The sequence below is a fragment of the Pistricoccus aurantiacus genome, from assembly GCF_007954585.1.
Lineage (GTDB): Bacteria > Pseudomonadota > Gammaproteobacteria > Pseudomonadales > Halomonadaceae > Pistricoccus > Pistricoccus aurantiacus.
Genome location: NZ_CP042382.1, coordinates 1,864,972 through 1,886,581, shown reverse-complemented (window position 1 = coordinate 1,886,581; position 21,610 = coordinate 1,864,972). Strand labels below are relative to the sequence as shown.

At 57.8% G+C, this 21,610-nt stretch carries 19 protein-coding genes; 9 read left to right on the top strand and 10 right to left on the bottom strand.

What is annotated here, in order from left to right:
* Positions 1-12: 12 nt before the first annotated feature.
* Positions 13-786, bottom strand: coding sequence for a GntR family transcriptional regulator (locus FGL86_RS09055; RefSeq protein ID WP_147184259.1), 774 nt, complete (start codon positions 784-786; stop codon positions 13-15).
* 373 nt (positions 787-1,159) lie between these two features.
* Between FGL86_RS09055 and FGL86_RS09050 the strand changes: the two genes are divergently transcribed.
* The 6 genes from FGL86_RS09050 (at position 1,160) to FGL86_RS09025 (ending at position 8,022) form a co-directional block, all read left to right on the top strand.
* Positions 1,160-2,689 (top strand): tripartite tricarboxylate transporter permease, encoded by a 1,530-nt coding sequence (locus tag FGL86_RS09050; RefSeq protein WP_147184258.1) that lies wholly within the window; start codon positions 1,160-1,162, stop codon positions 2,687-2,689.
* Positions 2,686-3,135: a tripartite tricarboxylate transporter TctB family protein gene (locus tag FGL86_RS09045; protein ID WP_147184257.1), complete on the top strand. Its 450-nt coding sequence runs from the start codon at positions 2,686-2,688 to the stop codon at positions 3,133-3,135. Before FGL86_RS09050 ends, FGL86_RS09045 begins: the two co-directional genes overlap by 4 nt.
* A 51-nt stretch (positions 3,136-3,186) precedes the next feature.
* On the top strand, positions 3,187-4,194 hold the full coding sequence (locus tag FGL86_RS09040; protein WP_147184256.1) for a tripartite tricarboxylate transporter substrate binding protein: 1,008 nt from the start codon (positions 3,187-3,189) through the stop codon (positions 4,192-4,194).
* 229 nt (positions 4,195-4,423) lie between these two features.
* The gene (sauS, locus tag FGL86_RS09035; RefSeq protein ID WP_147184255.1) at positions 4,424-5,866 is read left to right on the top strand and encodes an acylating sulfoacetaldehyde dehydrogenase; all 1,443 of its coding nucleotides are present in this window, start codon (positions 4,424-4,426) and stop codon (positions 5,864-5,866) included.
* Between the two features lie 36 nt (positions 5,867-5,902).
* Positions 5,903-7,465, top strand: a complete 1,563-nt coding sequence (locus FGL86_RS09030; RefSeq protein ID WP_147184254.1) for an AMP-binding protein — start codon at positions 5,903-5,905, stop codon at positions 7,463-7,465.
* Positions 7,466-7,539: 74 nt separating this feature from the next.
* A complete protein-coding gene (locus tag FGL86_RS09025) occupies positions 7,540-8,022 on the top strand; it encodes a universal stress protein (protein ID WP_147184253.1) in 483 nt (160 codons plus the stop codon).
* Between the two features lie 92 nt (positions 8,023-8,114).
* On the opposite strand, the gene rsd is transcribed toward FGL86_RS09025, so the two are convergent.
* The 9 genes from rsd to FGL86_RS08980 all read right to left on the bottom strand — a co-directional run bounded on the left by rsd (position 8,115) and on the right by FGL86_RS08980 (position 18,842).
* Positions 8,115-8,591, bottom strand: coding sequence for a sigma D regulator (gene rsd, locus FGL86_RS09020; protein ID WP_147184252.1), 477 nt, complete (start codon positions 8,589-8,591; stop codon positions 8,115-8,117).
* 73 nt (positions 8,592-8,664) lie between these two features.
* Positions 8,665-10,020 carry a uracil-xanthine permease family protein gene (locus FGL86_RS09015; protein ID WP_147184251.1) on the bottom strand — a complete coding sequence of 452 codons (1,356 nt, stop codon included), beginning with the start codon at positions 10,018-10,020 and terminating at the stop codon, positions 8,665-8,667.
* Between the two features lie 216 nt (positions 10,021-10,236).
* A complete protein-coding gene (locus tag FGL86_RS09010; protein ID WP_147184250.1) occupies positions 10,237-10,773 on the bottom strand; it encodes a disulfide bond formation protein B in 537 nt (178 codons plus the stop codon).
* A 23-nt stretch (positions 10,774-10,796) separates the two neighbouring features.
* Entirely contained in the window at positions 10,797-12,407 is a 1,611-nt protein-coding gene (gshA, locus tag FGL86_RS09005) for a glutamate--cysteine ligase (protein ID WP_425468325.1), read from the bottom strand.
* Positions 12,408-12,593: 186 nt separating this feature from the next.
* Entirely contained in the window at positions 12,594-14,948 is a 2,355-nt protein-coding gene (locus tag FGL86_RS09000; RefSeq protein ID WP_147184248.1) for a Tex family protein, read from the bottom strand.
* Positions 14,949-15,016: 68 nt separating this feature from the next.
* Positions 15,017-15,514 carry a peptide-methionine (R)-S-oxide reductase MsrB gene (gene msrB / locus FGL86_RS08995; RefSeq protein ID WP_147184247.1) on the bottom strand — a complete coding sequence of 166 codons (498 nt, stop codon included), beginning with the start codon at positions 15,512-15,514 and terminating at the stop codon, positions 15,017-15,019.
* A gap of 74 nt (positions 15,515-15,588) precedes the next feature.
* Positions 15,589-17,166, bottom strand: coding sequence for a phosphoenolpyruvate carboxykinase (locus tag FGL86_RS08990; protein ID WP_147184246.1), 1,578 nt, complete (start codon positions 17,164-17,166; stop codon positions 15,589-15,591).
* 248 nt (positions 17,167-17,414) lie between these two features.
* Complete coding sequence (gene hslO, locus FGL86_RS08985) at positions 17,415-18,287, bottom strand: Hsp33 family molecular chaperone HslO (RefSeq protein WP_147184245.1); 873 nt, start codon at positions 18,285-18,287, stop codon at positions 17,415-17,417.
* A 162-nt stretch (positions 18,288-18,449) separates the two neighbouring features.
* Complete coding sequence (locus FGL86_RS08980; protein WP_147184244.1) at positions 18,450-18,842, bottom strand: RNA-binding S4 domain-containing protein; 393 nt, start codon at positions 18,840-18,842, stop codon at positions 18,450-18,452.
* Between the two features lie 87 nt (positions 18,843-18,929).
* Here FGL86_RS08980 and nudE point away from each other — a divergent pair, with 87 nt between their 5' ends.
* The 3 genes from nudE to FGL86_RS08965 are packed head-to-tail and all read left to right on the top strand — an operon-like array spanning position 18,930 to position 21,594.
* Positions 18,930-19,535, top strand: a complete 606-nt coding sequence (gene nudE / locus FGL86_RS08975) for an ADP compounds hydrolase NudE (RefSeq protein ID WP_147184243.1) — start codon at positions 18,930-18,932, stop codon at positions 19,533-19,535.
* Positions 19,536-19,555: 20 nt separating this feature from the next.
* Positions 19,556-20,212, top strand: coding sequence for a potassium channel family protein (locus FGL86_RS08970; RefSeq protein WP_147184242.1), 657 nt, complete (start codon positions 19,556-19,558; stop codon positions 20,210-20,212).
* Positions 20,212-21,594, top strand: coding sequence for a TrkH family potassium uptake protein (locus FGL86_RS08965; RefSeq protein WP_147184241.1), 1,383 nt, complete (start codon positions 20,212-20,214; stop codon positions 21,592-21,594). Before FGL86_RS08970 ends, FGL86_RS08965 begins: the two co-directional genes overlap by 1 nt.
* The last annotated feature ends 16 nt before the right edge of the window (positions 21,595-21,610 follow it).

The window sequence follows — 21,610 nt, the reverse complement described above, 5'->3', positions numbered from 1 at the left end:
GCGACCATCGTGCTACCTGCGGATTTCTGCCTTGTAACTAAAGCGGTCAGCCCTGCCTTTGGTTGTTCTTACTTCCACGATTCGATCGTTCAATGTGTAGGCAATGCGCTTGAGAACAACAACGGGGGTTCCTTTAGCGATATCCAGTACCTTTGCGGTTTTCGAATCCGCCGCCTCGGCGGTCAAGGTTTCCCCGGCTCGAACCACGGGCACGCCATACCGGTTGAGCACCAATGCATATAAGTAGTCGGGGATATGAATGCTTTCGTCTTCGAGTCCTGGCACGACTGCGGCCGGCCACCAGGAATACTCCACAAGGATGGGACGCTCGCCGATAACCCCTAATCGCTCGATATATACCAGGTCAGAGCCCTCCGCTACACCCAGCCGTTTACAGATATTGCTAGGCCCTTGCTGCAAGCTGCGTGCGGTTGTTTTCTTGTTGATGCGTATGGAACGGCCCTCAGCGTCACCATAGGAAAAAAAGCGGAACAGATTTTTCTCGAAATCGACTCTGGATACATAGGTACCCTTGCCCTGATGTCGAAAAAGCAGCTTCTCCCAGACTAGATTGGTGATGGCCTTTTTAGCGGTACCTGGGCTCACGTTCAGCGCTTTTGCCAGCTGCGCCTCGGAAGGAATCAAGTCGCCGGGAATTAGATGACCCGTGGTAATGAGGGTTCTTATGTGATCCTCGACCATGCGATAAAGAGGCTTGTCTCCTGCCACCTGTAGAGAAGCTGTATAAAATAGCTCTAGGCGATCGGTATCCGCATCCGCTTTCATAGTTTCTCCAAACTATATTAGATATTACTTTTATTTATTGCGACCAAGTTAAAGCACCTAAATTAGCGTGCTTATGAGCATGCTTAAATTTATATAATTAAACAATGAAAATGGATCCTTGCTTATGGTTGTATACATGATATACCTGTATACAAATAAAACTGACTTTCCAGCTAAAAAAGAGACAAAATTTTTTCATCTTCCTTAAGGGGAGACGTTTGACACCTTGGCCAACCTCGGCTATTGGTTAAGTCAAGTATGTTATGTACATGACCTGAAGTGAGATATACACAGACCATCCACTTCCCTAGGCAACAACAATCACACGCCTCTGCAGTAGTTCGAGTGCAGATATTGGAGAGAGGAGTAGTCCGTGGAGCTATTAGAGTACCTACCCCAGGTCTTGAGTGGTTGGAATCTAGTCATCTTGATCGTTGGTACCGTGGTAGGTCTCTTGCTGGGCGCGACCCCTGGCTTGAGCCCTACCATGGCCGTGGCCTTGCTGATTCCCTTTACTTTCCAGATGGACGCTACTTCCGGCCTTATCCTGCTGGGAGTGCTCTACACCTCGACAGTTGCTGGCGGTGCAGTCAGTGCCATCCTGGTCAACATACCCGGTGCGCCAGCCAATATAGCGACGATGCTGGACGGCCACCCGATGGCCAAGAAAGGGCATGCCAGTGAAGCATTACATTATTGTTTCATTAGCTCAGGCATAGGTGGCGTAATTGGTGTGCTGGTACTGATTTTCTTCACCCCGATATTGGTCGGCTTCGCTTTACGTTTCGGTCCGTCGGAATTGTTCTGGATCGCCATACTCGGTATCACGGTCATTGGCTCCTTGGGTAGCTCTTCGGTATTAAAAGGGCTGCTTGCCGGTGCCGTAGGTATCTGGATCTCGCTGATAGGCTTCAATCCGGTCGCCGGCACCGAACGTTTCGTGTTCTCGGAGCACCTCCAAGGCGGTGTCACCATTATCCCTGCGCTTATTGGTCTGTTTGCCATTCCCCAAGTGTTTCAAATGGTCGAAACCGCCAAACGTGGGTTAGGCGGAGAAACCTTCGGAATGGAACATCGATCTATCATGACATCGCTGGTCTACAACCTATCGAAAGTTCGCGCGTTAAGTATAGGCAGCATCGTCGGTACATTGGTGGGGATCATTCCGGGGGCCGGCGGGCAGATAGCTGGGCTGATCGCTTATGACCAAACTAAAAAGTTCAGTCGAAACCCGGATAACTTCGGCAAGGGAGAACCAGAAGGCGTCATCGCATCCGAAAGCGCCAATAATGCAATGGTGGGTGCGTCCTTGGTCCCCATGCTTTCCTTGGGTATCCCTGGCAGTCCCACTGCGGCGGTACTGCTGGGAGGGTTGTTGATTCAGGGGCTGTTTCCAGGACCAGATTTATTCACGCAGCATGCCCCGGTAGCCTGGACCTTCATGGGTGCCCTACTGGTAAGCCAGATCTTGCTGGTGATCTTTGGCCTGTATATCAGCCGCTTCAGCAAATATGTCATCCGAGTGCCGAAACACTATATGGCGGCGGCGGTAACGATCCTTGCGGTATTTGGAACCTATAGCGTGCAGAACAGTATATCCGACGTCATCATCATGGTGACATTGGGAAGCGTGATGTATTTTGCCATGCGCTTTGGGTTCGGTCCTGGCCCCGTCGTACTCGGCATCATTCTCGGGCCGATCGCTGAAACCAATTTTCTACAAGGCCAGATGATCGCTCAGGCCATGGGCGGTACCTTCCAGTATTTCTTTACCGGAGGCATCAATTTACTACTTATTGGCATATGCGTATTGTCGGTTGGCTACAGTATTTTTGCCGAACTCAAGGCACGGGCGCGTCATCGTCGTGAGCTGGCCAATCGTGGAATGGAGGTAAAACCATGAGTTATAGCAAACATGGCCTAACCGCAATCGTGACGCTTATAGTAACTATTGGCTTGTTGACCGCCTCATTTTCACCGGCCGGAACGGGCTACGAATTCCCAAAAATAGTTGCAATATTCATGGTTGTTATCGCCATTACTATGGTTGTACTTACACTCCTACCGAAGAAATCGATCACTGCGGATGACGAAGAATCCATACCTTGGGGAAGTATCTGGCCCGCCCTACTGATTCTCATTGGCTTTTTATTGGTTGCAGGATGGCTGGGATTCTTCGCAACCTCTTTCATTGCTTTTTATTCGGTCGTCATGATTTATTCCCCGGAGCGCTTATGTTGGCATCAAGCTATTAGAAGTGGCGTCATTACAGCCGTTTTCATGGGAGTTCTATATCTCATTTTCGTAACGTTGCTTAACGTCCAGATTCCAGGTGGAATCCTGATCTGAAAGTAAGAAAGCAAGTAGTAAAACCACACCCGAAAGGGAAAGGAGATGTACATGAATAACAATAGTCTGCTCCTAAAAAGCAAAATAGCCGCGGTAAGTTTTGCAGCAATTACTGCTTTTATGACAAGCTCTTCGTCAATGTCTGCCGAAGAATTTCCCAGTAATCCATTAAGCATGATCGTTTCCTATTCAGCCGGTGGCGCGACGGACTTTCAGGCTAGAATTGTCACCTCCAAGGCAGAACAATATCTTGGAGAACCGGTAACCGTCATTAACCGTCCTGGTGCTGGCGGCCAGGTTGGTTGGAATTACCTGGTTCAGAATGGAGGGCAAGAAGGTTATGATTTGGCAGCCTATAATGTCCCGCACTTCATCGCTCAGTCACTGATGTACGACACCTATTACGATATCGATAACCTGGAGCCAATTGCCAACTGGGGCGCCGACCCTGCCGTGCTGATCGTCGGCAAGAATAGTCAGTTCGATACAATCGATGACCTGGTTGCCTACGCCAAGGAAAATCCAGGCAAGATTACCGTTTCCGGAGCCGGCCTGTTCGTTGGCCACCATATCGCCATGCTGCAATTGGAAGAGGCGGCGGATATTTCACTCAAATACATTCCCACCTCCGGAGGCGTGGACGCGCTGCGCTTTGTCCAAGGGGGTCAGGTAATGGCCGGTTTCAACAATCTATCCGATGCCTATCGTAGTCGTGATCGCCTGAAGATACTGGGAGTGGCCGACCTGGAGCGTAATGAGGCGTTTCTTCCCGAGGTACCAACTTTCCAGGAAGCCGGTTACGAAGTCGATGATTCCAGTGTCAATTTTCGAGGCATCATGACACGCTCGGGTGTACCCGAAGATCGACTCGAAATGCTCTCCGAAAAAATGGTTGAGATGTTCAATGATGAGGACATCAAGACCAAGATGGAAAAAGGCGGGTCACCCATGCGTGTGATGGGACGCGCTGAATTGAAGGAGATGTGGCAGCAGCGCCAGGCTTTTCTCAAGGAGCTATTCGAAAATCTCGATGGTGCGGAACTTGAACAAGCGAAGTAAGTATTCAGTAATGTCCGGCTTCGTGACAGGCAGATCGCTATTGCCGTAGTTGTTGTAGCCATATGTGACGCCGCAAACTGACTAACGCGAACACCCGGCGGCTCATGGATAGTGAGCCGCCGGACAATCTCGATAGCCTCACTGTTCAGCTAATCGCACAATAGAAATACTGGCGGCAGGGGTCAACTCATATATATAAGTTATATTAATAAATAGATCGGGAGTAATGATGAGCAACACGCAAGCAAGTCAAGTACAGGATGCGACTGATGCCAAAGCCATCGTCGCCTCGCTGGTAGAACGAGCTCGTATCGCCCAGGCGCGCTATCAGCAGTACAACCAGACACAGGTGGACGAAGTCGTGACCGCTGTCGCTTGGGCCCTGGTTCATCCCGAGCGCAACCGCGAACTCTCGGCATTGGCGGTCGAAACCACCGGACTAGGCAACGTCGACGACAAGATCCTCAAGAACCGCCGCAAGACCATGGGGTTGCTGCGGGATCTACAGCAAGCCAAGACCGTAGGCATCATTAGAGAACTGCCCGAACTGGGGCTGGTTGAGATTGCCCGCCCGGTCGGTGTGGTAGGCGCTGTAGTCCCCTCGACCAATCCCGCAGCGACCCCGACCAATAAAACCATCAACGCTCTCAAGGGGCGTAATGCCATCATCCTGGCACCTTCTCCCAAAGGCCAGCAGACCTGTACGTTGCTACTGGAATACATGCATGCCGAACTCGACAGGGTCGGCGCGCCAAGAGATCTGATACAACAGCTGCCGGCACCCATCAGCAAGGCGACGACCTACGAGCTGATGCATCAGGCGGATCTGGTGGTGGTCACCGGCTCGCAAAACAACGTCAGATCCGCTTATTCCAGCGGTACGCCGGCGATCGGCGTCGGCGCGGGCAATGTGCCGGTCATCATCGACGAGTCAGCCGAACTTGATGACGCCGCGCAAAAGATCAAAGCCTCCAAGACGTTTGATAACGCCACCAGCTGCTCCTCGGAGAATAGCCTGGTCATCCTCGATGCGATCTATACGCAAGCCATTGAAGCATTGGAACGTAGCGGAGGCATGTTGCTAAGTGATAGCGAAAAGCAGCAGTTGGAAGCGGCCATGTGGGAAAACGGCAACCTGAGTCGGCACGTCATCGCCAGGTCCGCTCCTGAAATCGCCAGGATCGCGGGGCTTGAGCGTTCCGAGTTGCAGTCGGCGGCGTTTTTCATGGTGGAAGAGCAGCATGTCGGCGAAGAGTATCCCTTCTCCGGCGAGAAGCTCTCGCCGGTGCTGGCAGTCTATCGTGTCAAGGATTTCGACGCGGCTTTCGAGCAGACTCGGCGTCTGCTGGATTATCAGGGTAAAGGACATTCCTGCGGAATCCATACCCAGGATGACGCCCATGTTCAGCGGCTAGGGCTGGAAATGCCGGTGTGTCGAGTCATCGTCAATCAAGCCCACGCCTTCGCCAACGGGGGCAATTTCGACAATGGCTTACCGTTTTCACTTTCCATGGGTTGTGGAACCTGGGGGGAAAACAGTATTTCTGACAATTTGAACTATCGACATTATCTCAATACCACCCGGATCGCTCGTACGATCACGCCGCGCGAACCAACCGAAGAGGAACTGTTCGGTGATTACTTGCAACAGTACGGTCTAAAAAATTCCTGAGAATCCGACAAGCACAAGAAATGGGAGCGATACCTCATGACAGTTCAAGCACTCATCAAAAAGTGGGCTGCCGATCGCGGGGACAGAACCTTTTTGCTTGCTCCGGAAAACGGCGAGCAACTCACCTTCTCGCAACTACAGGAACGGGCGATCCAAGTGTCGGCCCATCTCGATGCCATGGACTGCCATGCGGGGGATCACGTTGCTCTGTTCATGGATAATGGCCAATGGACGGTAATCCTGCTTCTGGCCATCATGGCCAGCGGTCGTGTTGTCGTTCCGCTCAACGCGCTTGCCGGCGATGGCCAACTCGAGTATGTGCTGGAGCATTGTGACGCCAATGTTCTGCTCTCCTCGCCGCAGCATTTGGAGCGAGCCCGCAGGCTGAGCGAGAAAGTCGAGCGATCCATCACGGTCATTCCTGCCTGCCCTGATCAAGGTCCGCAATGGCGTTCGACCGCGGATACTACTGACGCTACGCTTTCTTCCATCGAACCCGATACGAATGCGCTGCTGATGTATACTTCTGGCACTACCGGAAAACCCAAGGGCGTATTGCTCAGCCACCGCAACGTGGTGGCGGGGGGAATGAATACGGTGGAGGCTCACGCACTCTCGGCGGAAGATCGCGCTCTATGCGTCTTACCGCTTTATCACATCAACGCGGAGATCGTTACGGTAATCGCACCATTGATCAGTGGCGGCAGCGTAGTGATGCCACACCGCTTCAGTACTCGCTCCTTTTGGGAGTTACTCCGTGACTATCAATGTACCTGGTTCAGTGTAGTGCCTACCATCGTCGCCTATCTACTGGAGCGCGGCGATACGCAGGAATTCAACATACGCCATGGTTCTGACTATGCAAAGGTCCGTTTCGGACGCTCGGCTTCCTCGGCACTACCGGCTACCAGTCATCAAGCTTTCGAGCAGGAGTTCGGGATACCGCTGATTGAGACAATGGGACTTACCGAGACGGCAGCCCAGATACTGTCCAATCCACTGCCGCCCTTTCAATCTCGATATGGCTCACCAGGAATTGCTTACCGTAATGAGGTCAGGGTAATAACCAGCAATGGGCAGGAAGCGCCACGAAACGAGACCGGCGAACTTATGGTACGTGGTGATAATGTAATGAAGGAATATTACAAGAATCCCAAAGCGACAGAGGACACCTTGACACAAGATGGCTGGCTGCATACGGGTGATCTCGGCTATCAGGACGAAGAAGGTTTCTTCTTTATTACTGGACGGCTCAAGGAACTCATCATCAAGGGCGGCGAGAATATCGCTCCCCGCGAGATCGATGACGTGCTGTTAAAACATGCCGCCGTGCTTGAGGCCGCTGCCTATGCTGAAGTAGACAAGCATTATGGACAAGAGGTAATGGCCTGCGTGGTGCTGAAGAATGACAAGCAGACAAGCGAAATCGAACTCCAGGCACTCTGCGAGCAAGAGTTAGGTAAGTACAAGACCCCGAAAGGTATCCATATCGTCAAGTGGTTACCCAGAGGACCATCCGGTAAGGTGCAGCGACTAAAAATTGCCGACATGCTCGATGAACTCATGACGGAGCAAAGCACGTTAGCCAGCCAAGCCTGACGAGGAAGTTCGTCTAACGACACGAGGCTCAACTTATTAGAGGCAGTGCTCTCCAGACAACAGGGGTATGTTTCATGCAGTTCAACATTCAACGTATTCTTTATGCGACTGATCTCGGCCCCCATGGCCCCAAGGTCTTTCGCTGCGTCGTCAGCATCGCTGAGCGGTACGGGGCTTCCATTCATATACTGCATGTCGTCGAGGAGCCAGCCATTCTTCGAAATAACGTCGCCGAGCGCTACATCTCGGGATCCGTTCTAGGAGGCTATAGAAACGCCACTCTTGAAGAAGCCATGGACAAAATAAAAGAACGTCTGAAGCAGTTCAGTCAATCCACGCTGGAGTCGGAAGCGTCAACATGTGCAAGTGTAGCTGACATCAAGATATTAACGGGGCGGCCGGGACGAACCATTCTCGCCGAGGCTGATCGTATCGAAGCTGACTGCATCATCCTGGGTTCGCGCCGCTATTCAGGTGTGAGTGATATTGTAATTGGCTCGGTAGCCAGGAAGGTGACGCGCAAGGCGACAAGACCGGTATTCTTGTTTCCAGTCTAAAGCGTTTTTCCTGCATCTACCATCGAAGCGCACGACCGGTCGTGCGCTTTTTATGCTATCGCTGAACTCGGCTGACTTATCGTGCGTTCATCTCAGGCGTTCATCGGCGCGCGATCCGCGTGAATACGGCCGATGAGTTGATCCTCGAGATTGAACCGGGCGGCCAAGCCCTTGGTCAGCCTCTCCAGCCAGGCGGGCAGGCGCGGCAGATTCTGCTCCGTCAGCGCCTGGGTATCGTAATCCGCGTCGAAACCCAGCACCAGCTCCGTGGACATCTCCAGGCGTTCCAGCAGTTGATCCGCCAATGCCAGGGCCTGATGATCGTTGAAAGACCTGGCCTCTTCGCGCAGCTGGGGATAGATCTCGAAATGACCGGCGCTGATGTAGTCCATCAGCAGCTGGCTGAATTCGTCGATCAGCGGTTTTTCCACTTCCTCGAAATCCGCATCGCAGGCAGCTTCCAGAGCGACGAAAGAGACCAGCAGCTGGCGGCGCTGCTCCAGCCAGCGATCGATCAGCTGATTGACTCCGCCCCAACGTTCCTGGGCAGTCTTGCAGTGTTCCAGCATCGGTGCCTCTCCCTTTCAACCACTGCTGACGTGACGCTACAAGACTCACCGCTCGTCGGGTCCTTGTCAATCCTCAGCGATTCATCTTCATCTCGATCTCCTTCCTTTCCTGTTCCTCGTCCGCCAGGGTCTTTCTCGGCAGGATCAGGTTCAGGGTGAAGGAAACGATGGCGGCAATGACGATGGGCGAGCCGCCCAGCACCTGCTTGAGCAGCGCCGGGAACTGATCGATCGCGCCGGGCACCGCGTAGACACCCATGCTCAGCGCCAGGGAAAGACTGGCGATGGTCACGTTGCGGGAGGACATCTCATCCTTGGTGAGCAACTGGATGCCGGTCAGGGTGATCATGCCGAAGACGATGATGGTGGCCCCGCCCAGCACCGGAAAGGGAATGGTGGTCATGATCGCGCCGAACTTGGGAATGAAGCCGGCAATCAGCATGAAGATCGCGGCGATCGCCAGCACATAGCGGCTGATGACCTTGGTCATGGCGACGATACCCACGTTCTGACTGAAGGATGACGTGGGCAGCCCGCCGAAGAAGGAGCCGAGGGCGGTGGAGAAGCCGTTGCCCAGCAGGCCACCGGACAGTTCCTTGGTTTCCAGTTCCCGATTCATGCCGCCCACGGTGGTGGCAGAAAGATCGCCGATGGTCTGCACCGAGTTGATGACGCAGATCACCGTCATGGAAATGATCGCAGCGATATGAAACTCGAGACCGAAGGACAGCGGCATCGGCGCGGTGAACCAGGGCGCTTCTCCCACCTGAGCAAAATCCACCTTGCCGAAGGACATGGAGAGCAGATAGCCCGCCAGAATGCCGCAGATGATCGAGGCCAGCTTCAGGAAACCCTTGCCGAACTGAGAAACTAGCAGTACCACGATCAGGGTGATACCGCCGATAAGCCAGTTGGTGGTGGCGCCGTAGTCGGAGGCACCGATACCGCCGGCCAGGTAGTTGATGGCGATCTGATAGAGCGAGAGCCCGATGACAAGTACCACGGTGCCGGCGACCACCGGCGGGAAGAAGTTACGGATCTTCTTGGTGAAAAGTCCTACGATCATCATGGCGATGCCGCCGAAGATCTGTGCGCCAAGAATCCCGCTGACGCCATACTGTGCGCCTACGGTGACCAGGGTAGGTACATAGGCGAAGCCTACCCCGAAGATCACCGGTAGCTTGGCGCCCAGCTTGCCGATGGTATACAGCTGAATCAGCGTCGAAACGCCGGAAAAGATCAACGACATCTGGATCAGCAGCATCTTTTCCTCCGGCGATACGTTGGCGGCGCCGGATACGATGATGGGCACGGTCACCGCACCCATGATCATCGCCAGGATATGCTGCAAGGATAGCGGTAGCGCCTTGGCGAACGGCGGCTTGCCGTAGAAGTCGAAGACGGATCTGCTCGTTTGAGGCGTTTTCATAGAGGACACCGCGTTATCGTCGTTATGGGTGTGGTACTAGGGTCGGAAATCGAGCCTATACTTTTTCGGCGACAATAAACAATAGCGGTTGTATACAAAAAAACAGCGATTAGTCGACTCTATTGCTTGAAACTGGCGTCACTACGCGCCTGGCGGCGGGGTAAAATGATTGTCGCTCCGCCCGGCATTAGACGAAAGAACGAGCGACCCCAGAGGTCAAACAGCCTGTGAACGCGCCTCGGATGAGTCTCGAGACCGACGCAGGCACAGCATCAGGGGCGATAGCGCCAGCAGCAAGAAGCCGACGAGCGTCCAGACAGGCAGCGAAAGTCCCAGAAACTGGATGCCGATTTCCGCGCACTCGCCGGAACCGCTGAGTATCTGGCTCAGCACCTGCTGCAAGGGCAGAATTTCCAGCATGTAATCGAGCCCGGGGCCACAGCTCGGCACCTGATCCGCGGGAAGTTGCTGCAGCCAGACATGGCGCCCGGCGACACCGATGCCGGCGGCGACGCTTACCAGCCCCAGGCCGCCGTAGAGCCGAGCTCCCCAACCGACGGGATTGTGCAAGGCGGCGATCAACAGCACCAGCGCCGTCGCCAGTACCGCCACCCGCTGCAGGATACACAATGGGCACGGCTCGAGACCCACGCCGTGTTCGAGAAAGAGCGCCACTCCCATCATCGCTATGCAAAACGCCAGGCCTGCACCGGCGATTCGCCGCGCGCTCTGGTCACGCAATGTCTGCCACATGAAGAAACCCTTATCCAGTCCGACTACCGTTTGGCCTTGGCGAAATACTGTTCGATAAACTCGGCGAAGCCCTGCACGTCCGCTTCCTCGATATCCCGCTGTTCCTGGAGGGAGGTTTCCACCAACTGGTCGAACAACGCTTCCCGAGCCGGATCGGTGATCGCTTCACCCAGCCGATCCCGGTGCTCCCGGGCCAAGGCGAGGATGGCGTCGACGAACTCCTCCTCCTGGCTTTCCATGCGCTTCATCAGCGCCCCGGCGGGAGTCAAGGAAGGATCCTCGAGCCTCGGCGCCAGGCTTTCCAGCGCCCGGGCGTGCAGCGGTTCTCCTTCCACTTCATCCAATAGCGCGGCGACCTGGGCAAGCTCGGCGAAGATAATTCGCGCCCGCTCGTGCATCGATCGGCGCTCGCCGTCGATGACCAGTTCCAGCCCCGGATCACGTCCCCGCTCTACCACCCGACGGCGATTGTCGTCGAGATGATCGCACTCTTCGTCGGAAATCCAGGGGCTTTCGGAAAGCAGACACCACAGCATGAAAGTATCCAGAAAGCGCATCTGAGTGTCGTCGATGCCCACCGGCAGGAACGGATTCAGATCCAGGCAGCGTACCTCGATATATTCCACGCCTCTGGCTTCCAGCGCCTGGCTCGGCGTCTCGTTGTGCCGCGCTACCCGCTTGGGTCGAATATCGCTGTAGTACTCGTTCTCGATCTGCAGGATGTTGGCGTTGAGCTGCTGCCAATCTTCCCTGGCGTTGCCCTGCCCTTCCTTGACCCCCAGCGCCTGATAATCCGGCCAGGGGGTGGCGATGGCGTTACGCAGGGTATTGACGTAGTTCGACAGGGAGTTGAAGCAGATCTTGATCTGCGCCTGTACCTTGTTCTGATAGCCCATGTCCGACATGCGCAGACTGGTGGCATAACGGGAAAGCAGCGTCTCGCGACCGTGAGGCTTGAGCTTCTCCGGCACCTTGCGATCCTCGAGAAAGCTTTTATCGATCGCCGGTGAGGCGCCAAACAGATACAGCAGCAGCCAGCTGTTGCGCCGGAACTGGCGGATCAAGCCGAAATAGCGGGCGGAGCGGTAGTCCTTGGGCAGGGTCTTCCCATCTTCACGGTCGAGCTGCTCCAGCAGCGCCCAGAGCTTGTCCGGCACGGAAACGTTGTAATGAATGCCGGCGATGGCCTGCATGATGCGTCCGTAGCGGACGTCCAGCCCCTTGCGATAGACGTGCTTCATCAGTCCGGAATTGGAACTGCCGTAATCCGCGATGGGAACGCTGTCGTTGCCCTCGAGCCGGCAAGGCATGCTGGCGGGCCAGATCAACTCACCGCCCAGGTGGCGATAGCTGAAGCGATGCACGTCTTCGAGAAAAGCCATTGCATCGCGAGGCCGGCTGTACACCGGAGTGACGAACTCGAGCAGGGCCTCGGAGTAATCCGTGGTGATATGCGGATGTGAAAGTTTGGAGCCCAGCGCCTCGGGATGCGGCGTCTGGGCGATATCACCGTTGCGCTCGACACGCAGCCCTTCCTTTTCAACGCCGCGATTGAGGCGTCCGATCCTTCCTTGACGGGCCGGCCTCTTGAGCCGGGCGATTACGCTGGCGAGTTGTTCTGACAAGGTGAACACCCCAGATCATGGAAGAAGCCCTTGGTTTCAAAAACTTTCATTTTTTTAAACCATGACTTTCTTCGCGCTAATGAAAAAGGCGGCATGGCGATTCACGTCATGCCGCATCCTTGAACCTATTTTCGCGCCGTCACCCATGACAAGACAAGCATTTGGCAACACGAGTGTTGGCAAGGCAGGTGCCGGCTAGCGTCCCTTCCTGGCCTTGAGAAGCGCCTCGCCCAAGGCACCGACGGAGGCTTCCCCTGGCGCGGAAGTCGACTTCTTGGCGGAGCGCTTTTCCTGACGTCGCGCCGGCGTTGACGATGCAGCGCCCTTTTCGGCCTCGAGCGGATCGCCCAGCCGCATGGAGAGCCCGATACGCCCGCGCGGAATATCCACGCTCATCACCTTGACCTTGACGATATCCCCCGCCTTGACCACGCTGCGCGGGTCCTCGACGAAGCGCTCGGAAAGCGCCGAGATATGCACCAGGCCATCCTGATGCACGCCGATGTCCACGAAAGCGCCGAAGTGGGTGACATTGGTCACGTTACCTTCCAACAGCATGCCCGGCTCGAGATCCTTCAGGGTCTCGACGCCCTCGCGGAACTGGGCGGCATGAAACGCCGGGCGCGGATCCCGCCCCGGCTTGTCCAGCTCCTTGAGGATATCCGTGACCGTCGGCACGCCGAAGCGCTCGTCCGCCAGGGTGGCGGGGGAAAGTGTCTTGAGGTAGGCGCTGTCGCCAATCAGGCTGGCGACCGGGCGCTTGGCCTGGCCGGCGATGCGCTCCACCAGCGGATAGGCTTCCGGGTGCACGGCGCTTTCGTCCAGCGGATTATCGCCGTTTCTGATGCGCAGAAACCCCGCGCACTGCTCGAAGGTCTTGGCGCCGAGGCGCTTGACATCCCGCAGCGCCTGACGGCTGCGAAAGGCCCCTTGCTGATTGCGCACCGCGACGATGTTCTCCGCCAGGCTCGCGTTGAGCCCGGAAACCCGGGACAGCAGCGCGGTGGAGGCGGTATTGAGATCCACCCCCACCGCGTTGACGCAGTCCTCGATCACCGTCTCCAGACTTCGGGAAAGCTGCAGCTGGGATACATCGTGCTGATATTGACCGACGCCGATGGACTTGGGCTCGATCTTGACCAGTTCCGCCAGCGGGTCCTGCAGGCGCCGGGCGATGGATACCGCGCCGCGAATGGTCACGTCGAGATCCGGGAATTCCCGGGCGGCGTATTCCGAGGCGGAATACACCGAGGCGCCAGCTTCGCTGACCATCACCTTGCTGAGCGCACGTGGCGCCAGGCGCTTGATCAGATCAAGGGCCAACTTGTCCGTCTCCCGGCTGGCGGTGCCGTTGCCCACGGCGATCAGCTCGACGCCGTGCTTTTTCACCAGCTGCTCCAGCAGTGCCAGGGATTCCCGCCATTGATTGCGCGGCGGGTGAGGATAGATTGTCGCGTGCTCCAGAAACTGGCCGGTGGCGTCAACTACCGCCACCTTGCAACCGGTGCGCAGCCCCGGGTCCAGCGCCAGGGTGACTCGCGGTCCCGCCGGCGCCCCCAGGAGCAGATCCTTGAGATTGGCGGCAAACACCTCGATGGCTTCAAGTTCCGCCCGCTCCCGCAGGCGCCCCAGCAGTTCCGTCTCGAGATGGGTGTACAGCTTGACCCGCCAGGTCCAGCGCACCACCTCCTTGAGCCAGGCGTCCCCTTTCCTGCCTTGATCCTCGATACCGAAGCGCCTGGCAATGGCGAGTTCCGCCGGATGCCGCGGCGCTTCGTCCTCGCCGGGCAGCTTGAGAGTCAGCGCCAGCACGCCTTCGTTACGACCGCGAAACATCGCCAGTGCCCGGTGAGACGGTACCTTGGATAAGAGTTCATCGTGCTCGAAGTAATCGGCGAACTTGGCCCCCTCCTGCTGCTTTCCCGCGTTGACCCGAGCGCTGAGCAGCGCCTCCTGCCACAGCCGCTCCCGCAGTTCACCCACCAATCCCGGGTCTTCCGCGAAGCGCTCCATAAGAATCTGCTTGGCGCCGTCCAGCGCCGCCTTGGCATCCTCGATGGCCGGACTGTCGCCTTCCGCCGGTCGCAGATACGACTGGGCTTCGGCCTGGGGATCGAGATCGGGATTGGCCAGCAGGGCATCCGCCAAGGGCTCGAGCCCGGCCTCCCGGGCGATCATCGCCTTGGTGCGACGCTTCTTGCGATAAGGCAAGTAGAGGTCTTCCAGGCGCTGCTTGGTGCCTGCCTCGCGAATCGCCTTGGCTAGGGCATCGTCGAGCTTGCCCTGCTCGTCGATGGCCGCCAGCACCGCCTCGCGGCGTTCCTCCAGTTCGCGCAGGTAGCGCAGACGCTCTTCAAGCAGGCGCAGCTGGCTATCGTCCAGCCCGCCGGTGACTTCCTTGCGATAGCGAGAGATGAAGGGCACGCTGGCGCCACCGTCCAGCAGCTCCACGGTGGCAGCCACCTGCTGAGGGCGAACGCTGAGTTCTTCCGCCAGACGGGCAGTAATAGTGGCTTGAATAGTGACTTGGGCAGGGGCTTGGGTTTCCATGCAATCCTTGACGCTCGGCTATGTCGAATCGCGACAAGGTATCATAAACGTTGCGTCATCATTAGGTCTCAAGCCGGCACGAACGTCAGCGCCAACCCATTGTTGCACCAGCGCAGGCCGGTGGGCTCGGGGCCATCCTCGAACACATGGCCCTGGTGGCCACCGCAGCGGGCGCAATGATATTCGGTGCGCGGAATGAACATCACCAGATCGAGTTCGGACAACAGATGCCCTTCGATATGGGTATAGAAGCTCGGCCAGCCGGTGCCGGAGTCGTATTTCATCTCGCTGGTGAAAAGCGGCAGATCGCAACCGGCGCAGCGGAACTCCCCCTTGCGGGTTTCCTTGTCCAGGGGGCTCGAACCTGCGGGTTCGGTACCGGCTTCGCGCAGGATATGAAAACGCTCTTCGCTCAAGCGCTCCCGCCACTGTTCTTCGGAAAGCTCCAGCACCTCGATGTCATCCGCCCGTTTCAGGTCCGGCTTGGGCCGGCCAAAGGCGATACCCGGCGCCAATCCCGCCAGACCACCCGCACCCAACAAGCCAAGAAATTGTCTGCGTTTCATCACTTTTTCCCTGTCGTAAAAAAAGAGTGAATCCGAAAATTCACTCTTTTGAGACCACACGAGAACCGCTGGGTTCAGAGGACGTCTGCCTGCGGGCCCGCCTGCACGATAGCCGGGTCGATGCCGTCGAACTTCTTGAAGTTCTCGACAAACTCGCCAATCAGTTCTCGCGCGTGGCGCCGGTAGGCGTCCTGATCCTGCCAGGTCTGGCGCGGATCGAGCAAGATCGAATCGACCCCGGGCACCGCCGTGGGAACCTGAAGGTTGAGCCCTTCGATAATGCGGGTTTCCACGTCTTTCAAGGCGCCGGATTGAATCGCGCTGATGATGGCTCGGGTGGTGGGAATCGAGAAGCGCTCGCCGCCCTCGCCGAAGGCGCCGCCGGTCCAGCCGGTGTTGACCAGATAGACCCGGGAGCCGAAAGCTTCGACCCGCTTGATCAGAAGATCCGCATAGACCCGAGCCGGACGCGGGAAGAACGGCGCGCCGAAGCAGGTGGAGAAGGTGGTTTCCATGCCGCTGGAGGAACCCATTTCCGTGGAACCTACCTTGGCGGTGTAGCCGGAAAGGAAATGATAGGCAGCGGCTTCCTTGGACAGCACGGAAACCGGCGGCAGCACGCCGCTCATGTCGCAGGTCAGGAAGATGATGGCGTTGGGTTCGCCGGCACGATTTTCCGCGACCCGCTTGTCGATATGCTCCAGGGGATAAGCCGCCCGGGAATTCTGGGTCAGGCTATCGTTGGCATAGTCCGGCCGGCGCTGATCGTCTAGGGTCACGTTCTCCAGCACGGTGGCGAAGCGGATGGCGTTCCAGATCACCGGCTCGTTCTTGGCGGAGAGGTCGATGCACTTGGCATAGCAACCCCCTTCCATGTTGAAGACGGTGCCCTCGCCCCAGCCGTGCTCGTCGTCGCCGATCAGGTAGCGCGCCGGATCCGCGGAGAGCGTGGTCTTGCCAGTGCCGGAAAGGCCGAAGAACAGCGTGGTATCGCCCTCCTCTCCCACGTTGGCGCTGCAGTGCATGGGCAGGACATCGTGGGCGGGCAGCAGGAAATTCTGCACCGAGAACATAGCTTTCTTCATCTCACCCGCGTAGCGCATGCCCGCCAGCAGCACCTTGCATTCGGCGAAGTTGATGATCACGCAGCCGTCGGAGTTGGTGCCGTCCCGCTCCGGCTCGCAGACGAAACCCGCGGCGTTGAGAATCGTCCACTCCGGCTTGTCCGCGGGATTGAAGGTTTCCGGACGAATAAAGAGATTGCCGCCGAACAATCCCTGCCAGGCGGTCTGGGTCATCATGCGCACCGGCAGGTAATAGCGGGGATCGGCGCCGACGTGCACTTCGGAAACGAAATGCTCCCGCTCGTTCAGGTAATTCTCCACCCGTGCCCACAGGGCGTCGAAGCGCTTGGCATCGAAAGGACGGTTGACCTTGCCCCAGTCGATTTCCTTGCTGGTACCGGGCTCGTCGACGATATAGCGATCCGCGGGGGAGCGTCCGGTACGCTTGCCGGTCTTGACCACCAGCGCACCGTTGGCGGCAAGGCATCCCTCCCCCCGCACCACGGCCTGCTCGATCAGCTCGGCAGGACTCGAATTGATATGGCGTTGGCGGGAAGAAGGCTTGGAAGAGAAGGCAGTTTGGGTCATATGCGAGTCCATGTCCTTGGGCCGATACCGTCTTTTGACGCTGTCGCTCAAGACAGTTTTTTTGGAGCTGTCTTTACGTCGACATCGTTTTCGACATTATCGTTGGCACTGTCGATGACATAATGTTCGAATTGGCGTGGAAAGAAGCGCCAGCATGCGTGGCGAGGGTAAGCCTGAGGCAGTATGGCAAAAAAGCCTCGTCCGGAAAATATGAGCTTTCTGAACCAAACTAAAGTCCAAGAGTTCTCTCAATGCAGCGTGGGCGCCGGCGCATCCGGCGACTCGATCAACGCCTCGATTTCCGCAGCACCGAAATGATAATGGGTGTGGCAGAAATGGCACTGGGTATCGATGCTTTGCTGTTCCTGAAGGATATCGCGCAGTTCCTGCTCTCCGAGATCATGAAGCGCCTGGGCGATACGCGCTCGAGAACAGGTACAGCCGAAACGCAGCGCCTTGGGTTCGAAGACCCGCACGGTTTCTTCGTGATACAGCCGGTAGAGCAGATCACGCTGCCCAAGCGTCAGCAGCTCATCGTCGCGCAGGGTGCTGGCCAGGTGAACGATGCGCCGCCAGGCATCCGGGTCCTGATCGATACTTTTAGGTAATTGCTGTAACAGAAACCCGCTGGAACGCACGCTGTCCGCGGTAAGCCACAGCCGGGTAGGCAACTGCTCGGAACGGGTAAAATAATCCTCGAGACACCCGGCCAGGCTGTCTGCCGCCAGCTCCACGATACCTTGGTAACGATTTCCCTCCCGCGGGTCCAGCGTGATCACGATGTGGCCTTCCCCCAGCAGTTCGCGGAAGCCCGCGTCCTCCGCGGGCAGGGGCTGATTCTCGGAAAGCCGCGCGATGCCTCGTAGTTCGCCGCCGGGATTGGACTCCGCCATCAAGAGCGCCAGCGCTCCCTGACCGCGCACCTCGAGGCTCAGGGTGCCGTCGAGCTTGACGGTTTCCGTCAAGAGCGCCGCCGCCGCCAGCAGTTCACCCAGCAGCCGCGCCACCGGCGCCGGATAAGCCTGCTTGTCGAGCACCTGCGCGTAGGCGGCCTCCAGAGAGACGATCTCGCCTCGCACGTTGGTATTGTCGAATAGAAAACGTTGAATCTGATCGGTCATGATGGTCTCTAGATGATGGCTGGGTTTGGTCTGAAAAGTCAGCGAGCGAAGTCTAGACAAGGCAAAAATTGGCGAAAAAGCGGAGTTTACGTGTTGTAAATGAGCATTTTGAGCCAATTTTTAACGCCGTATAGACGAGCGCAGGTACTTTTCAGACAAAGCCTAGCGTTCTTCGCCGGGCTGGCGCTGCAACCGCTGCAGCTCTCGACGCTGCTTCTTGTCCGGCTTGTGCCTGGGTATCTGCATTGCCTGGTTGGCCAACCGCCGCTGCTCTGTTTCCCTGGCACGACGCGCCTGACTTTGCGGCGTTTCCTGATAAAGCTCCCGGGCCTGAGGAGCGCCGCGTCGCTGATCGGAAAGCGCCAATACCTCCACCTCCCAGACATCCCAACCCTGGGGAACGCGAATCAGGGCCCCGACTTCCACCTGCTTGCTGGTCTTGGCGCGAGCGCCTTCGTACTCCACCTTGCCGCCCTCGATGGCCTTTTTCGCCAGCTGCCGTGTCTTGAAGAAGCGCGCGGCCCATAACCACTTGTCGAGTCTTACGGTGTCCATTCTTCTCCTCGCCACTCCATTTGCTCGGCGTGATATTGTACCTTCCAGACCTTGTCTTCACACGCTGTCTTCCCACGGAGCCTCTTCATGTCGGATCACTCTCCACAGGATAGTTCCTCTCTCGTCAAGCCTAGCGTCCTGTCCCGTCGGGAAGTCGCCAGAAGCCGATTGTTCCGGGTGGAATCCCTGGAGCTGCGCTTTTCCAACGGCGCCGAGCGTACCTTCGAGCGCCTGACCGGCGGCGGCCAGGGGATCGGCGCGGTGATGATCGTCGCCATGCCGGACCCGGATCACGTGCTGCTGATCCGCGAATACGCTGCCGGATTCGACGATTATGTGCTGACCCTGCCCAAGGGGCTGGTGGATCCGGGGGAAGACGTGGTCGGCGCCGCCAACCGGGAGTTGATGGAAGAATGCGGCTTCGGCGCCAACAATATCGAGCCTCTGATAGAGCTTTCCCTGGCGCCGAACTACATGCGCCACCGCATGCAGGTGATGCTGGCGAGCGATCTCTACGAGAAGCGCCTGCCCGGGGACGAGCCGGAGCCGCTGGTGGTAGAAACTCACGCCATCGACGACCTGACGGCGCTGCTGGCCCGGGAGGATTTTCACGAGGCCCGGGCCATCGCCGCGCTGTATATCGCCCGGGACAAGCTGCGGGAAACCGCGGCTCAACCGCCGTCGTTTTGGTGACACCGCTCTAGGAAGACGTCATGTCTCGACAGTTCGCCATTCTGGGAATGGGCTATTTCGGCATCATCGTCGCTCAGGAACTGCGTCGCCAGCATCATCAGGTCATGGGGATCGATGCGGACGAAGCCAGGGTCAACGCCCAGTCGGAGCTCTTCAATCATGCGGTGGTCGGCGATATCACCAACGCCAAGGTGCTCGAGGAGCTTTCCCTGGATCAGTACGACGCGGTGGTCATCGACGCGGACGACGACATCGAGTCCAGCATGATCTGTACCCTGCTGGCCAGGGAGCAAGAGGCCAGGGAAATCTGGGTGAAGGCCCATTCGGATACCCATTACCGGCTGCTCGAGCACTTGGGGGCGGATCATATCGTCTATCCGGAATATGACTCGGGCATGCGGGTCGCGGAAAGCCTGCACTATCAGGCCATGGTGGATTTCATTCGTCTGGGCGGCAATCAGTTCATCGTCGAGCTGCAGACCACGGACGAGCTGGCGAAATCCTGCGATTGCGTGGGGGACCTGGCACTCGATCCGGAAAAGCTTGCCCTTATCGCCATCACCCGAGACAAGGAGGTACTGCGACAGCCCGATCACGATACTCCCCTGGAAAAGGGCGACAACCTGATCCTGATGGGGGATCTGGACGATCTACGCGAGCTGGGCAAGAAGCTCTGATGCGACGGCGCGTTTCCTCACGACATCTGTCCCGTTATCGGCACCCCTGGCGACGCCTGCCCCACGGCGGCGTGCTGGTACTGTCGCCGCCGGAGGCGCTGCTGCTGGGCTTTGTCCTGCTCTGCGCCGTGGGAACGCTGCTGCTGAGTCTGCCCCAGGCGTCCTACGAGCCTCTCACCTGGCATGAGGCGCTGTTCACCGCCACCTCTGCGGTTACCGTCACCGGGCTGGTGGTGGTGGACACGTCCTTGTTCACACCCTTCGGCCAGAGCGTGATACTGGGGCTGATCCAGGTCGGCGGGCTGGGCTTCATGACCTTCGCCGCCCTCACCATGCTGCTGCTGGGCATGCGCATGCCGATACAGCAGCGCAAGCTGATCAGGGAGACCTTCAACTACACCTCGCTTGCGGAGCTTTCGCAGCTGGTGCGGCTGGTAATTCTTTTCGCCTTGCTCAGCGAAGCCCTGGGCACCGGTCTGCTCGCCTTGAGCTGGGTGCCGGAATACGGATGGGAACATGGGCTCTGGGTCAGCCTGTTCCATGCAATCTCCGCCTTCAACAACGCCGGGTTCTCCGTCTGGCCGAACAGCCTGATCGACCACGCGCATGACCCGCTGATCAATATCGTCATCAGCGCGCTGTTCATCCTGGGCGGACTGGGATTCGCCGTGGTCGGCGAGCTGTATCAGTGGCGCCGGGGAAAACTGCTGTCCTTGCATACCCGGGTGACGCTCTGGGCCACCTTCTGGCTGGCCCTGGCGGGCCTGGCCGCCATGCTGATACTCGAGTGGCGCAATCCCGCCACCCTGGGCGGACTCGACAGCTTCGGCGCCAGGCTGCAGGTCGCCTGGTTCCAGGCGGTCACTCCGCGCACCGCCGGTTTCAACACCCTGGACATCGCCGAGCTGACGACGCCCATGACACAGCTGACCATGCTTTTGATGTTCATCGGCGCCGGCGCCGGCTCCACCGCCAGCGGCATCAAGGTCACGACCTTCGTGGTACTGCTGCTGGTGGCACGGGCGTTCTTGCAGGGCAACAATCAACCGGCGATTCTGGGCCGCTCGATTCCCCAGGTTATCGTCATCAAGGCGGTGGCGGTGGCCTTGGCGGGTATGCTGCTAATCTTCCTGTGTTTGTTCGTACTGACCTGGAGCGAGTCCGATGCCAGTTTTCTCGACCTGGCCTTCGAGACGGTTTCCGCCTTCGGCACCGTGGGGCTGAGCCGAGGCATTACCGACGACCTGTCGATCCCCAGCCAGCTTGCGCTGATCGTCACCATGCTGCTGGGGCGGGTCGGCCCGCTTTCCCTGGGCTACTTCATCGCCGCGAGCAAGGCGCGGGGCATTACCTACGCGCGGGGATCGGTGCAGATCGGCTGAGGCAAGCCAAGGCTGC

What these genes read in the sequence shown, in the direction of transcription:
- rsd (WP_147184252.1), bottom strand. Translation starts at nt 8,591, where the DNA reads ATGCTGGAACACTGCAAGACTGCCCAGGAACGTTGGGGCGGAGTCAAT.
- nudE (WP_147184243.1), top strand. Translation starts at nt 18,930, where the DNA reads ATGTCGGATCACTCTCCACAGGATAGTTCCTCTCTCGTCAAGCCTAGC.
- FGL86_RS09030 (WP_147184254.1), top strand. Translation starts at nt 5,903, where the DNA reads ATGACAGTTCAAGCACTCATCAAAAAGTGGGCTGCCGATCGCGGGGAC.
- FGL86_RS09010 (WP_147184250.1), bottom strand. Translation starts at nt 10,773, where the DNA reads ATGTGGCAGACATTGCGTGACCAGAGCGCGCGGCGAATCGCCGGTGCA.
- FGL86_RS08990 (WP_147184246.1), bottom strand. Translation starts at nt 17,166, where the DNA reads ATGACCCAAACTGCCTTCTCTTCCAAGCCTTCTTCCCGCCAACGCCAT.
- FGL86_RS08970 (WP_147184242.1), top strand. Translation starts at nt 19,556, where the DNA reads ATGTCTCGACAGTTCGCCATTCTGGGAATGGGCTATTTCGGCATCATC.
- FGL86_RS08980 (WP_147184244.1), bottom strand. Translation starts at nt 18,842, where the DNA reads ATGGACACCGTAAGACTCGACAAGTGGTTATGGGCCGCGCGCTTCTTC.
- FGL86_RS09000 (WP_147184248.1), bottom strand. Translation starts at nt 14,948, where the DNA reads ATGGAAACCCAAGCCCCTGCCCAAGTCACTATTCAAGCCACTATTACT.
- FGL86_RS08965 (WP_147184241.1), top strand. Translation starts at nt 20,212, where the DNA reads ATGCGACGGCGCGTTTCCTCACGACATCTGTCCCGTTATCGGCACCCC.
- FGL86_RS09040 (WP_147184256.1), top strand. Translation starts at nt 3,187, where the DNA reads ATGAATAACAATAGTCTGCTCCTAAAAAGCAAAATAGCCGCGGTAAGT.
- msrB (WP_147184247.1), bottom strand. Translation starts at nt 15,514, where the DNA reads ATGAAACGCAGACAATTTCTTGGCTTGTTGGGTGCGGGTGGTCTGGCG.
- FGL86_RS09015 (WP_147184251.1), bottom strand. Translation starts at nt 10,020, where the DNA reads ATGAAAACGCCTCAAACGAGCAGATCCGTCTTCGACTTCTACGGCAAG.
- FGL86_RS09025 (WP_147184253.1), top strand. Translation starts at nt 7,540, where the DNA reads ATGCAGTTCAACATTCAACGTATTCTTTATGCGACTGATCTCGGCCCC.
- hslO (WP_147184245.1), bottom strand. Translation starts at nt 18,287, where the DNA reads ATGACCGATCAGATTCAACGTTTTCTATTCGACAATACCAACGTGCGA.
- FGL86_RS09045 (WP_147184257.1), top strand. Translation starts at nt 2,686, where the DNA reads ATGAGTTATAGCAAACATGGCCTAACCGCAATCGTGACGCTTATAGTA.
- FGL86_RS09055 (WP_147184259.1), bottom strand. Translation starts at nt 786, where the DNA reads ATGAAAGCGGATGCGGATACCGATCGCCTAGAGCTATTTTATACAGCT.
- sauS (WP_147184255.1), top strand. Translation starts at nt 4,424, where the DNA reads ATGAGCAACACGCAAGCAAGTCAAGTACAGGATGCGACTGATGCCAAA.